At 60.8% G+C, this 13,056-nt stretch carries 9 protein-coding genes and 1 tRNA gene; 1 reads left to right on the top strand and 9 read right to left on the bottom strand.

The annotated features are described in order from the left end of the window. Positions 1-5: 5 nt before the first annotated feature. From pqqA to BLR69_RS18720, 6 genes are all read right to left on the bottom strand, one after another. A complete protein-coding gene (gene pqqA, locus BLR69_RS18745; protein ID WP_003194766.1) occupies positions 6-80 on the bottom strand; it encodes a pyrroloquinoline quinone precursor peptide PqqA in 75 nt (24 codons plus the stop codon). Positions 81-239: 159 nt separating this feature from the next. Then, positions 240-2,588: a pyrroloquinoline quinone biosynthesis protein PqqF gene (gene pqqF, locus BLR69_RS18740; protein ID WP_071494332.1), complete on the bottom strand. Its 2,349-nt coding sequence runs from the start codon at positions 2,586-2,588 to the stop codon at positions 240-242. A gap of 48 nt (positions 2,589-2,636) precedes the next feature. Further along, complete coding sequence (locus BLR69_RS18735) at positions 2,637-3,431, bottom strand: carbon-nitrogen hydrolase family protein (protein ID WP_071494331.1); 795 nt, start codon at positions 3,429-3,431, stop codon at positions 2,637-2,639. A gap of 10 nt (positions 3,432-3,441) precedes the next feature. Next, on the bottom strand, positions 3,442-5,133 hold the full coding sequence (locus tag BLR69_RS18730) for a flavin monoamine oxidase family protein (RefSeq protein ID WP_071494330.1): 1,692 nt from the start codon (positions 5,131-5,133) through the stop codon (positions 3,442-3,444). Between the two features lie 146 nt (positions 5,134-5,279). Beyond that, positions 5,280-5,726 (bottom strand): Lrp/AsnC family transcriptional regulator, encoded by a 447-nt coding sequence (locus BLR69_RS18725; RefSeq protein WP_010206997.1) that lies wholly within the window; start codon positions 5,724-5,726, stop codon positions 5,280-5,282. A gap of 37 nt (positions 5,727-5,763) precedes the next feature. Continuing rightward, positions 5,764-6,633, bottom strand: coding sequence for a LysR family transcriptional regulator (locus BLR69_RS18720; protein ID WP_071494329.1), 870 nt, complete (start codon positions 6,631-6,633; stop codon positions 5,764-5,766). 112 nt (positions 6,634-6,745) lie between these two features. Here BLR69_RS18720 and BLR69_RS18715 point away from each other — a divergent pair, with 112 nt between their 5' ends. Continuing rightward, positions 6,746-7,171, top strand: a complete 426-nt coding sequence (locus BLR69_RS18715; RefSeq protein ID WP_071494328.1) for a VOC family protein — start codon at positions 6,746-6,748, stop codon at positions 7,169-7,171. 45 nt (positions 7,172-7,216) lie between these two features. Here BLR69_RS18715 and BLR69_RS18710 read toward each other — a convergent pair. From BLR69_RS18710 to rpoD, 3 genes are all read right to left on the bottom strand, one after another. Next, positions 7,217-7,293: transfer RNA gene (locus BLR69_RS18710), tRNA-Ile, on the bottom strand. Between the two features lie 16 nt (positions 7,294-7,309). Beyond that, positions 7,310-11,053: an EAL domain-containing protein gene (locus tag BLR69_RS18705; RefSeq protein ID WP_071494327.1), complete on the bottom strand. Its 3,744-nt coding sequence runs from the start codon at positions 11,051-11,053 to the stop codon at positions 7,310-7,312. A 121-nt stretch (positions 11,054-11,174) separates the two neighbouring features. Next, positions 11,175-13,025, bottom strand: a complete 1,851-nt coding sequence (rpoD, locus tag BLR69_RS18700; protein ID WP_071494326.1) for an RNA polymerase sigma factor RpoD — start codon at positions 13,023-13,025, stop codon at positions 11,175-11,177. Between the last annotated feature and the right edge of the window lie 31 nt (positions 13,026-13,056).

The raw sequence follows: 13,056 nt of genomic DNA, 5'->3' as shown, positions 1-13,056 counted from the left end.
GCGGATTAACGGCTGGCGAAGTACATGGTGACTTCGAAACCGATGCGCAGATCAGTGTAAGCAGGTTTGGACCAGGTCATATTCTTACTCCTACGAAGGGATGGGACGTTTACTACCAAGTAATACATATAGTCCACCTCCAGTCGGAGATGTTCAGATGTGTGCGTGGGAATATTACTCAATTCTTTTCAAGTTAGCGCTGTCTTGAGGGAGAAAGCCTTTTGCAGGGGCGGCAATGATCACCCTGCCGCTTGCCACGTAGTCGAGATGCGCGGGCCGTTGCCGATGCAGCGCCAGCCGCCTGCGGCGTCGTTCAACTGCTCGGCGGCACGCTGCAATTCTGCGCGGGTACAGGTTCTGATCTGGGTTTGAAGTTGAGCCAGGTACTCTGACGGATGGCCCGCCAGGTGGGCGTGCCACAGCAGTTCGGCGGCTTGGGCGTTGGGCAGCGCTTGTGTGCTGAACTGCTCGGCCAAGGTCTGGTTGTCCAGGTCGTCGCGGCTATCGATCAGCGCCGGCAGTTGCTGCAGGAAGGTCTGCAGGTGATCGGCGATGCCTTCCAGGGATAGGCTGGGGGATTGCACGCCGAACAGCAGGCCGGTCTGGCCGTTTATCTGCCGGATGCCGCAGAACACGGCGTAGCCGATTTGCAGTTCTACCCGCAGGCGCTGGTAGAAGGGCGCCTGGAGCAGATGGCAGAGCAGTCGCCAGGCGGCTTCGTCCGCCAGGGACTGGCTGGGTGCCGGGCAAAACAGCAGCAGGGCGGCTTCGGTTGAGTCGGTTTGCACCGCATGCCAGATGCGTTGGCCGCCTAGGGATGGCGCGACGTGATTGAGGCTAGCGGGTTGCCCCGGCAGGCGGGCCGCAGCGGTTTTGATCGCGGCTTCAAGGGCGGCGGAGAAACCCAGCCCTAGCCCTTGCCAGCGCGCGGTAGCCCATGAGGCCGGTTCGCAGGGGGTGGCAGCGCAGCAAGCGGGCAGCGACTTGAGCAATTCGCGGATGGCGATCATGGGCGGCGAGGCGGCTTGAGCCTCCTGCGGATCGCTCAGGCATTGCGCCAGCACTTCCAGGATTGCGGGGATCGGTTCCTGAAGCCCGACCAGTTTCACCAGCCTATGGCTGCCCAGATCGTCGAATGAAACTTCGACACCCGCCTGGCGGGCATTTTCGCGTAACGACTGCAACGCGCTTTCCTGGCCTGTGGGGGCTGACTGCCATTGCAGATACAGCGCACCTTCATCGCCGTCGTCCGGCAATGCCTGGCTGAAGGCCAGTGCCGATGCATCACGACGCCCTCTGGAGCGATCCTGGGCAAACGTGCGCAAGCCTCGGTGGGCGCTGGTCTGGCCGCGAATCAGGCCGGCGCGTTCTTCCTTGACCGGCGGGCGCAGGAAGGGGTTGTTCGGCGGCAGTTGCCATGGGTGTTCGGAGGGTGGCAAGCGCAGCGATTCAAGCAGGGCCTTGAGGGCGACGACATCCTGTTCCGACAGGTCTTGGCGGTCATTTCGGGCCAATGCCAGGGCGCCTTGGGTTTGCTGTTGGCGAGCGGCCAGCAGAGCAAACTCTTCGCGCAACGCAGCCCAGTCGCTGTGTGCGAAAAAGCTCAGCCAGTCGTACAGCAACGCCTCGACTTGTGTGGCTGATTCAGCGGGACCACTGAGCGTAATGTCGATATCCAGCACTGTTTGCCCGGCGAAGTGATACAGCACCGACGCCTGCAGTGCGCTCGCCAGGTGTCGCGCTTTCAGTTCGGACAGCAATCCGCCGGGTGCCGACGCGTTAAGCCAGGTGCAGAGAAACTCCAGCGCTTCACGGGGCGCATCACAGGTGAAGACCTGATGCAGGTGATCCTTGGCAATGTGCTGATAGTGCTGCGCTTGCCCCGGCATCAAGGCCGGGGGCACGGATTGTGGGCGCAGGGGCCCTGAGGTCAGCTGTTCACTGAACCGCTGTGCCAAGCCTTCCAGTGCCTCCAGCGATAGTGGGCCGGCCAGGCTCAAGGTCATCTGCCCACTCTGATAGTACTGCGTGTGAAATTCCCGCAAGTCTTGCTGAAAGGTCTCACGCTCAACTGGCAGGCTGTCGCGGTTGCCTGCATGAAAGCCGCGCAGCGGGTGGTCAGCTGCAAGTCCTTCCAGCAACGCGACCTGCTGCTGCGCCTGGGTGTCTTGAGACCAGGCGATAAACTCCGCGTGCAGCACCTCGCGTTCGCGCAACTGATCCTCCAACGCCAGGCGCGGATGGGTCAGCATATCGGCCAAGCGCTCCAGACCCCCGGCAAACGTGGCATCCGGCAGTTCGAAGAAGAAGTCCGTGGTGCGTTCACGGGTGCTGGCATTGACTTGGCCCCCATGGCGTTGCACGTAGGCCATCAACCCTTCGCTTGTGGGAAAGCGTGCGGTCCCGAGAAACAGCAAATGCTCCAGAAAATGCGCCAGCCCCGGCCACGCCAACGGCACATCATGGCTGCCGGCCGCCACCCTCAGCACGGCGGCGCAACGCTTCAATCGTGGGGCATGACGCAAGGAAACCCGCAGGCCATTGGCCAGGGTCAGGTGAAGGTGGTGAGGGTGGGCCGGCGCAGGCATGGGCACTTCCGAAACATAGAATGTGCCTATGCTAACAAACCGGCCGGATCAGGGCTTGTGCAGCGCGCCGTACAACTCGGGGCGGCGATCTTGCAGGTAATGATTGGCACTGCGGGCGTCGAGGAGCGATTGGCGCTCCAACTCCCCGACAATCAGCGCTTCGTCCAGGCCGGCCTGGGCAATACGCTGTCCATTCGGCGCGGCAATGCTGCTCTGCCCGCAGTACTGGATCTCGCCTTCGTGCCCGCAGTAATTGGCGTAGGCCACATAGCACTGGTTTTCAAAGGCCCGCGCCCGCACGGTGACATCGGCGACAAAGTCGAACGGCACCATGTTGGCAGTGGGCACCAGGATCAACTCGGCGCCAGCCAGGGCCAGGCGCCGGGTGTTTTCCGGGAATTCCAGGTCATAGCAGATCAGGAAACCGAGCTTCCAGCCGTTGAGTTCTACCAGCGGGAAATCATCCTCGCCAGCGCTGAACATCGAATGGTCCAGGTCGCCGAACAGATGGGTCTTGCGGTAGTTGCACAGGCGCTGGCCGTTAGCGTCGATCAACTGCACGGCGTTGTAGATCTGACCATCCTCGGCCCGCTCCGGGTAACCGTACAGAATCGCCAGCCCGGCGCTTTTGGCCAGTTCGGCAATCGCCTGCGCCGACGGCCCATCCTGCGCCTCGGCCAAGGCGCCAACGGCTTCGGCACCGATGTTGTAGCCGCTGAGGAACATCTCCGGCAGCACCAGCACATCGGCATCGGAGGCCTCATGCGCCAGTTGATGCAAGCGCGTGAGGTTGCCGGCCACATCCAGCGGCAGCGGCGGGCATTGGTACAAGGCGACGCGCATGTTCAACTCCTTAATCTGCCAGGGCGATTGGTCCGATCTCATCGAACACATCACCCGGCCCTGGGTTCTCGGGGTGAGTGCTGCCACCAAAGTGGGTCATGATGCCCCACACCGCGTTCAGCGAGGTTTGCACGGCGCCTTCGACCCAGGCAGGCGTCCAGGACACATCATCACCGGCGATAAATATCCCACGTTGTTCGGCGGGCATGTCCTTCTGCATGAAGTGTGCATACATACGCTGGTTATAGCGATAGTGACCCGGCAACGCGCCCTTGAAGGCCCCGAGGAAATGCGGGTCGGCTTCCCAGGACACGGTGATCGGATCGCCGATAATGCGCGCCTTGATATCGACTTTCGGGTAGATCTTTTTCAGCGCATCGAGGGCCAGCTTCACTCGCTTGTCGATGGGCTGCGGCAGCATTTTCAGGGCGTCGCTCATCCACGAGTACGACAGGCAGATCACCCCCGGCTTATCGTCGCCGTTATCGAACAGGTAGGTGCCACGGGTCAGGCGGTCGGTGAGGGTCATACTCATGAGGTCGCGGCCGGTTTCCGGGTCTTTGTCCTTCCAGAACGGGCGGTCGACCATCACGAAGGTTTTTGATGACTGCATGTAGCGTGTGCGGTCCAGGGCCATCCAGATTTTTTGCGAGAACAGGCTCTCGTCGCATTCGATCTGGGTGGTCAGCAGCCAGCTTTGGCAGGTGGTCAGCACGGCGGCGTATTCGCGGGTGTCGCCATAGTTGTCGGTGACGGCGAAACGGCCATCGGCGGCGTGGGCAATGCGTTTGACGCCCGCGCGTGGGGCGCCGCGATGCAGTGAACTCAGGCTGGTGCCGGCCGGCCAGTGGGCGCAACGCTCCGGTACATGGCGCCAGATGCCCATCGGCACCTGGGCTACGCCGCCGACCACCAGGTGTTGGTGGTCGTCGCAGTTGGTCATCACCACGCGGAAGATTTCCAGCATCGAGTTGGGGAAATCCGAGTCCCAGCCGCCGGTGCCGAAACCCACCTGGCCGAAGACTTCACGGTGCAGGAACGACAGCTTGGCGAACGCCTTGGAGGTGGCGACGAAGTCGTAGAAGGTGCGGTCGTCCCACAGCGGCACCAGCTTGTTCCACAGCTCTTTGAGGCGCGGCACGTCGCGGTCGCGGATAGCCTGTTGGATATCGCCGAACTGTGAACCGGCTTCCAGCGCATCGGCCCAGGCGTCCGCGACTTCCTGGAACAGTACCGGCAGGTCGGAGAGTTTTTGCGCGTAGTGGGTCTGGCCTTCGAGGTCGATGACCGTGCTGCCGGAGGCCGGGGTCAGCGGGTTGGGGAAGGGTTTGGTTTCCAGGCCGAGCTTGTCCACATAGTGGTAGAACGCCGTCGATGACACCGGAAAGCGCATGCCGCCCAACTCGGCGATGATACCTTCGGCACCTTCAAAGGCTTGGGAGCGCAGGCGACCGCCCATTTTCGAGGCTTCGTACACCACCGGCTTGAGGCCCAGTTTCATCAGCTCGTAAGCGGCCACCAGGCCCGCGATGCCGGCCCCGACGATCGCCACTTCGGCACCATGGTTGGCGGCGGGGATGCTGCCCAGGCCGGCGGGGTGTTCGATCCAGTCATCGAAGGCGAACGGGAAGTCCGGGCCAAAGATGGTGATGGGTTTTTTACCGTCTGCAGGGTGGCGATTGTTTTTGTTGGACGTGTTCATGGCTGACCTGGCTGATGACTCGGCGGGGCACGACCCGCTGAGTATAGGAAAAGATGGCAGCCAGTTTAGGGAGTGTAGCGTTCGTTAATAAGACGCAAAGTGTCGTCGGATTGATCTGTTTTTAGTCAGAATGACGAAGCTGTTGGTCAGATTGGTTGGCCGCGATCCAATTTGTTACTGAGGATGATCGACGTGGTGGTTTTCTCCACGCCGTCGACGCTGCCAATCTGGTCCAGTAATTGGTCCAACTGCTCCGGCGAATCCGTGCGCAGCCAGGCCACATAATCAAACTCGCCACTCACCGCGCACAACTGCTGCACCTGGGCCATGGCACTCAACCGGCGCAACACCTCTTTGCCCGAGCGCGCTTGTACGGTGATGCCCACATAAGCCTGCAAACCACCATCGACCACCCGCTGCCCGAGGCGCACGCCATAACCGGTGATCACCTGGGTTTTCTCCAGGCGCGCCAGGCGCGACGTCACCGTGGTGCGCGCGATGCCCAACTGCCGGGCGAGCATGGCCACGCTTTCGCGGGCGTTGATCTGCAGGGCGGCGATCAGTTGGCGGTCGATTTCATCTAGGGCGGGCAAGGCGAGGGCTCCGATAGGCGGGCAATGGGTTGGCATCTTACAGGTTGGCGTCGGCGAACAGGCAGCGGGTGAACAGTTGCGGTACGGGCAGGTGGCGTTGACTGTAGCGGCTCAGCAGGATGATTTCGCGGTAAAAGGTCCGGCTGCCCAATGGGATGATTCGCACGTTGGGCGAGCGCTCCAGCCACAACCCGGCTTGAGGAATCAGCGATACGCCCAGGCCGCATTCGACCATCTTGACGATGGCTTCCAGCTCATCCAACTCCAATGCTACCTGCACGTCGAGTTTATGTTCCTTCAGGAATCGGCTGACCAGGCGACCGCCAAAGGAAGCACGGTCATAGCGCACATGCGGCTGCGTCGCGAGCAACTGCAACGGGTCATCACCCGCCAACGTGTGAGGCACGATCAGCGCGAACGGCTCCTTGCGCAGCACCTGCACGTGCAGTTCCTTGGGCAGGTCGAAGGGCGGGCGGATGATGATCGCCGAGTCCAGTTCACCGGCGTCCACCCGGCTCAACAACTCCAGGGACACGCCGGGTACCAGCTTGCACTCCACCGTTGGCGCCGCCTGACGCAAACGCACCAGTGCCTGAGGCAACAAACCGGTTTGCGCGGTGGTAATGGCGCCCACCTTCAACTCACCCCGATACTCGTTGGCATCCACCGGCACCGCCATGCGGTTGAAGGTCTCCAGGATCTCCCTGGCCAACGGCAAGGCACGCAAACCCGCAGCATTCAACGTGGCCTGGCGCCCGGTACGGTCGAACAACGGCACACCGAGCGCCTGCTCCAATTGACGAATCTGCGCACTCACCGCCGACTGCGTCAGCCCGATATGCATGCCCGCCGCCGCAAATGTGCCGTGACGAGTGACGGCAATAAACGTCTTCAATTCACGCAGCATGGGCGTCTCGATTGATCGAAATAATTTGAGCTCGATGCAAAAACTATCGTCTTTTCATCGTTGCTAGCAAGGCTAAACTCGGGGCACTTAACGCCCATAGAGGTTTGACCTGATGAAACTCGCCCCTTTCCACCTGGCAATCCCGGTATACGACCTGGCCGCTGCGCGGCATTTCTACGGTGAAGTCTTTGGCCTTGAAGAAGGACGCTCAAGCGATCATTGGGTCGACTTCAACTTCTTCGGCCACCAACTGGTGATCCACGAACACCCTAAGACTGCCTCTCAGGAATCGGCGCACACCAACGCAGTCGACGGCCACAACGTCCCCGTGCCGCATTTTGGCGTGGTGCTGAGTTGGGAAGACTGGCATGCCCTGGCGGAACGCTTGCAGGCCCGGCAAACCTGCTTCGTGCTGGAGCCGCATATTCGCTTCAAGGGGCAGGTGGGGGAGCAGGCGACGTTGTTTCTGTTTGATCCGTGCGGGAACGCGCTGGAGTTCAAGGCGTTCAGGGATATTGGGCAGTTGTTTGCGAAATGAGGTTGCCAGACACACAAAAGCCGCGCATTGCGCGGCTTTCTTGTTTGGTGGGCCCACACGGACTTGAACCGTGGACCAAAGGATTATGAGTCCTCTGCTCTGACCAACTGAGCTATAGGCCCTGTAACAGGTCGCGGATTATAACGATGGTTTCCCCACTGTGCCATCCGAAAAATCCTCAATGCTCATACGAAGAAACGTAGCAGCAAAAAGCTCCGGCGGTAGCGGCAGGCTGACGATGTAGCCTTGCATCTGTTCGCAGCCTTCGGCGGCAAGGAAGGCTTGTTGCGCGGGGTTCTCCACGCCTTCGGCGATGATGGTGAATTGCATGCTGTGGCCCAGGGCGATGATGGCGCGCACGATGGCGGCGTCGTGGGGGTCGTCGGGCAGGCCGCGGACAAAGGATTGGTCGATCTTCAGAAAGTCCAACGGTAGGCGCTTGAGGTAGCTGAGGGAGGAGTAGCCGGTGCCGAAGTCATCAATGGCCAGTTGTACACCCAAGTCTTTGAGTTGGTGCAGCACTTCCAGCGCTTCTTCGGCCTGGCTCATGATGAAGTTTTCGGTGATCTCCAGTTGCAGGCAGCCCGGGTCGAGTTGGTAGTCGCGCAATAGCTGTTCGATGCGCGCCAGCAAGCCGGGGTGACGCAATTGGGCGCCGGCCAGGTTCACCGACAGTGGGCCGAACTCCTCGAACGTGCCTTGCCAGGCGTGCAGTTGTCGGCAGGCCTGTTCCAGCACCCAATCACCGATCTGCAGGATCATGCCGTTCTCTTCGGCCAGGGCGATGAAGTGTTCCGGTGGCACGTCGCCAAAGGTGGGGTGATGCCAACGAATCAGCGCTTCGGCGCCGATCAGTTCCTGGGTCATCAAGCTCAGTTTGGGTTGGTAGTAAAGGCTCAGTTCATCGCGCTCGATGGCGCGGCGCAGTTCGTGTTCCAGTGCCACGCGTTCGTTGGCCTGAGCAGTGAGGTCGCGGGTGTAGCGTTCGACCCGGTTGCGCCCCTTGGCCTTGGAGCGGTACATCGCCGCGTCGGCGTTCTTGACCAGCGTGGCGACGTCGGTGCCGTCCTGCGGGTAGAGGCTGGTGCCGATGCTGGCGCTGATAAAGAACTCGTGCTCACCGGCCTGGAACGGCGGTGTAAAGCAGGCCAGCAGTTTATTGGCCAGATTCTGGGCGTCGTTGGCGTGCTGCAGGCCGGGGAGCAGAATGATGAATTCGTCGCCGCCCAGGCGTGCCACGGTGTCGATGTCGCGCAGTTGCTCCTTGAGGCGTACGGCGATGTCTTTGAGCAGCAGGTCGCCGATCGGGTGGCCGAGGCTGTCGTTGATGTGTTTGAAACGGTCCAGGTCAAGAAACAGCACGGCGCCTTGTTTGCCGGTTTCCTGGTGGCCGTTGAGGGCGGCCTGCAGTCGACTTTCGAACAGCGTGCGGTTGGGCAAGCCGGTCAAAGGGTCGTGATGCGCCTGGTAGTCGAGGCGGGCCTGGGCCAGTTTGAGGCTGGAAATGTCGGCGAACACCGCGACGAAATGCGTGATCAACTGGTCGCGGTTGCGCACGGCACTGATGGTCAGCCAGCTGGGGTACAACTCGCCGTTCTTGCGACGATTGGATATCTCGCCTTGCCAGTGCCCTTGGGCGGTCAATTGGTGCCACATCGCCGCATAAAACGCGCTGTCATGCAGCCCGGAAGCGAGCAGGCGCGGGGTGCTGCCGAGGGCTTCAGCCTCGCTGTAACCGGTGATTTCGCTGAAGGCACGGTTGACGGCGCTGATGTTCTGTCGGGTGTCGGTGATCAACACACCTTCGGCCGTGCTCTCGAACACGGTGGCGGCTTGTTGCAGTTTTTCCTGCATCAGTTGGCGTTCGGTGATGTCTCGGGCGATGGTCAGCATGCAGTCGTCGTCGCCAATCGGCAGCGGACGGCTGGATAGCTCACACAGGCGGATCTGGCCATCGCTGCGGCGTATGTGGCAGATAAAGTCACGCACAAACCCATCGCGCTGCATCAGTTCCAGCATGTGTTTGCGTTCGTTGAGGTCTACCCAGATGCCCAGGTCCAAGGTGGATTGATCGAGCGACGCGGCGCTGTTGAAGCCTGTGATCCGGCTGAAACCGTCGTTCACTTCAATCAGCAGGCCATCGCGCTGTCGGCTCAGCAGCAAGCCGTCGGGGGAGGCGTGGAAGGCCTTGGCGAATTTCTCTTCGGAGGTCTGCAGCTGTTGCTGGGTTTCCTTGAGTTGGGTGATGTCCCGCACCACCACCACGATGGCCTCCGTGGTATCGAGTTGAAACGGTTCGGCGGAAATCAGCCCGGTGAAGGCTTGGCCATTACTGCGCAGGAAGGGCATTTCCAGGTTGCGGATGCTGGTGGTCTGCACTCGCTGCAGCAGGTCGGGGCCTACGCCCTGGATGCCCCAGATGTTCAGCTCGGTAGCGGTTTTACCCACGACCTGTTCGGCCGTCAGCCCGACCTGGTCCTCGAACGCTTTGTTCACCTCCAGCAGGCAGCCATCGGACAGCCGCGCGATCACCAGGATGTCCGGGCATTGCTGGAACACCGAGGCAAATTTCTGCTCAGACAGTTGCAAGGCCTCTTCGGTACGCTTGGCCTCGCTGATATCGATCATCAAACCACGCAGTACGGGCTCATGGCCGTGTTCGATCAGGCTGACGATGTCACGCACCCACAAGCAACGGTTGTCGGCGGTGATAACCCGGTAATCAACGCTGTGGTCGCGGTTGGCGCGGGTTTCGCGTTGGCAGTAGGATTCGGCGCGAAGCAGGTCGGCGGGGTGAATGATGTTGCGCCAGAAGCCCGGAATCAGCCAGTGGGCGCGGGGGTAGCCCAGCAGTTCCTCGGCGTGGGGTGATACGTAGCTGTAGGTGAAATCGGTGACGCTGGCTTCCCAGGCGATCGCGGACAAGCTCTCTACCAGGCCACGATAGTGGTACTCGCTGCTGCGCAGCTCCTGTTCGAGGGCTACGCGGCGGGAGATTTCCGAGCTGAGCCGGCGATTGATCCGGATCACCACGGCCAGCACCGTACTCAGCAGCAACACTGTGGGCAGGCCGTAAGTCAGCAAGTCGGTCCAGAAGGTGCGATGGTCGGTAAAGCTGCCGACCCAATGTTGCTGGATCGCGTCGGTTTCCTGCGGGCTGAGGTCGGCCATTACCTTGTCCAGGATGCCCACCAGCATTTTGTTGTCGCGTGGTACGCCCATCGCCAGTTGGTAGCGGTAGGGTGTTTCTCCGCTGACGTACAAGCCGTCGAGCTTGAGTTGGCGCAGGCTCCAGACGCTTGAGGCGAGGTCACCGACGACCGCATCCACTTCGTCCGTGGCCAGGGCTTGCAGCGTTGAGCTGACATTCGGCATGGCCACCAGGTTGAGGTCGGGGTGGTGAGTGCGCAGCAGTTCATGAGGCGCGTAGTTCTCCACCACGGCAATCTTCAGCCCATAGAGGTCCTTCAGGTTGCGCGGTTTGGCCCCGCCTTCGTGGGCCAGGATGACGATGGGGAAGTCCAGGTACGGGCGAGTGAACGCCATGTAACCTTGGCGTTCGGGCGTGGACATGATGCCGGGCAGCAGGTCGAGCTGGTTGTTGCGGGCCAGCTCCAACACCGCGCTCCAGTTCACCGGTTCGATCAGCTTGACCCGTATGCCCAGGCGGTCCTGGATCAGGCGCACGTAATCGGCCGCCAAGCCTTGGTAGCGGCCCTCTTCGTCACGGTATTCAAAGGGCGGCCATGACGCGTCCACCCCCAGGCGCAGCTCCTGATGGTCCGCCAACCAGCCACGCTCATCATCAGTGAGAGTCAACGCGCCAGCCGTTGCGGTCCAGGTCAGCAGCGACAGCAGTAACACAGTCGGCAATCTGGGCATAACGGTCTCGTTATGGCACGGGGAATGTTTCGAGTGTAGACGGGCATTGCGGGGGAGGGGGGTTGTGAGGGATTTTATCTATACAAAACAAAACCCCCGGCCTGGGCCGGGGGTTCTGGTATCACTCGTCGAGGAAGGAGCGCAGATGCTCGCTTCGCGTCGGGTGGCGCAACTTGCGCAGCGCCTTGGCTTCGATCTGACGGATCCGCTCGCGGGTCACGTCAAACTGCTTACCGACTTCCTCAAGGGTGTGGTCGGTATTCATGTCGATGCCGAAACGCATGCGCAGTACCTTGGCTTCACGGGCAGTGAGGCCGGACAGTACGTCGCGAGTCGCTTCCTTAAGGCTCTCAACGGTGGCGACATCGATCGGCGACTGCATGGTCGAGTCTTCGATGAAGTCACCCAGATGAGAGTCTTCGTCATCACCGATCGGCGTTTCCATGGAGATCGGCTCTTTAGCGATCTTCAATACCTTACGGATTTTATCCTCAGGCATTTCCATGCGTTCGCCCAGCTCTTCCGGGGTCGGTTCGCGACCCATTTCCTGCAACATCTGCCGGGAAATACGGTTGAGCTTGTTGATCGTCTCGATCATGTGCACCGGAATACGGATGGTGCGGGCCTGGTCGGCGATCGAGCGAGTGATCGCCTGACGGATCCACCAGGTGGCATAAGTCGAGAACTTGTAGCCGCGACGGTATTCGAACTTGTCCACAGCCTTCATCAAGCCGATGTTGCCTTCCTGGATCAGGTCGAGGAATTGCAGGCCACGGTTGGTGTACTTCTTGGCGATGGAGATCACCAGACGCAGGTTCGCTTCAACCATCTCTTTCTTCGCGCGGCGGGCCTTGGCCTCACCGATCGACATGCGACGGTTGATGTCCTTGATCTCGGCAATTGTCAGGCCGGTCTCGGTTTCAAGCGCAGTCAGCTTCTGCTGGCAACGGATGATGTCCGGCTGCAGGCGACCAATGGCTTCGGCGTATTTCGCCTTGCCTTTGGCCAGTGCGTCGGTCCAGCTCTCGTCGACTTCGTTGCCTGGGAACTGGCGCAGGAAGTCGGCACGCGGCATGCGGGCATCACGCACACACAGTTGCATGATTGCGCGCTCTTGGGCGCGCAGACGCTCAAGGGCACTGCGAACACGCTCAACCAGGCCTTCGAATTGCTTCGGCACCAGCTTGATCGGCATGAACAGCTCAGCCAGGGCCACCAGTTCGGCAATCGCCTGCTTGTTGGCGCGACCGTGCTTTTTCAAGGCCTTGCGGGTGATTTCCATTTGATCGGAAACCGCACCGAAACGCTGGGCAGCGATGATCGGGTCCGGGCCGCTTTCAACTTCGTCTTCATCGTCGCCGCTGGCTTCAGCGTCGTCGTCTTCGGAGTCGTCGTCCGCTTTCGCAGCCTTGGCATCGACAGGTGGCGGTACTTCGGCGGCAGGCGGCGCAATGCCGTCGTCCGGGTCGATATAACCGCTCAGGACGTCGGACAGGCGGCCACCTTCGGTGGTTACGCGAGTGTACTCGGAGAGAATGTGGTCAACCGTGCCGGGGAAGTGCGCGATTGCGCCCATCACTTCACGGATGCCCTCTTCGATACGCTTGGCGATTTCGATTTCGCCTTCGCGTGTCAGCAGCTCGACGGTACCCATTTCGCGCATATACATGCGCACAGGGTCCGTCGTGCGACCGATATCGGTCTCCACAGCAGCCAGCGCGGCAGCCGCTTCTTCAGCGGCTGCCTCGTCGGTATCGGCGTCCGCCAGCATAAGGGAATCCTTATCTGGCGCAATTTCGAATACGTTGATCCCCATGTCGTTAATCATGCGGATGATGTCTTCCACCTGCTCTGGATCTGAAATATCCTCAGGCAGGTGGTCGTTGACCTCCGCGTAAGTCAGGTAACCCTGCTCACGACCGAGAACGATCAACTCTTTGATACGTGACTGCTGTTGCGCTTTTCCGGACATAACACCCTATCCACTGAAGGTCTTGGCGGGC

This window comes from Pseudomonas azotoformans, from assembly GCF_900103345.1.
Lineage (GTDB): Bacteria > Pseudomonadota > Gammaproteobacteria > Pseudomonadales > Pseudomonadaceae > Aquipseudomonas > Aquipseudomonas azotoformans.
This window is presented reverse-complemented; position numbering and strand designations above follow the sequence as displayed.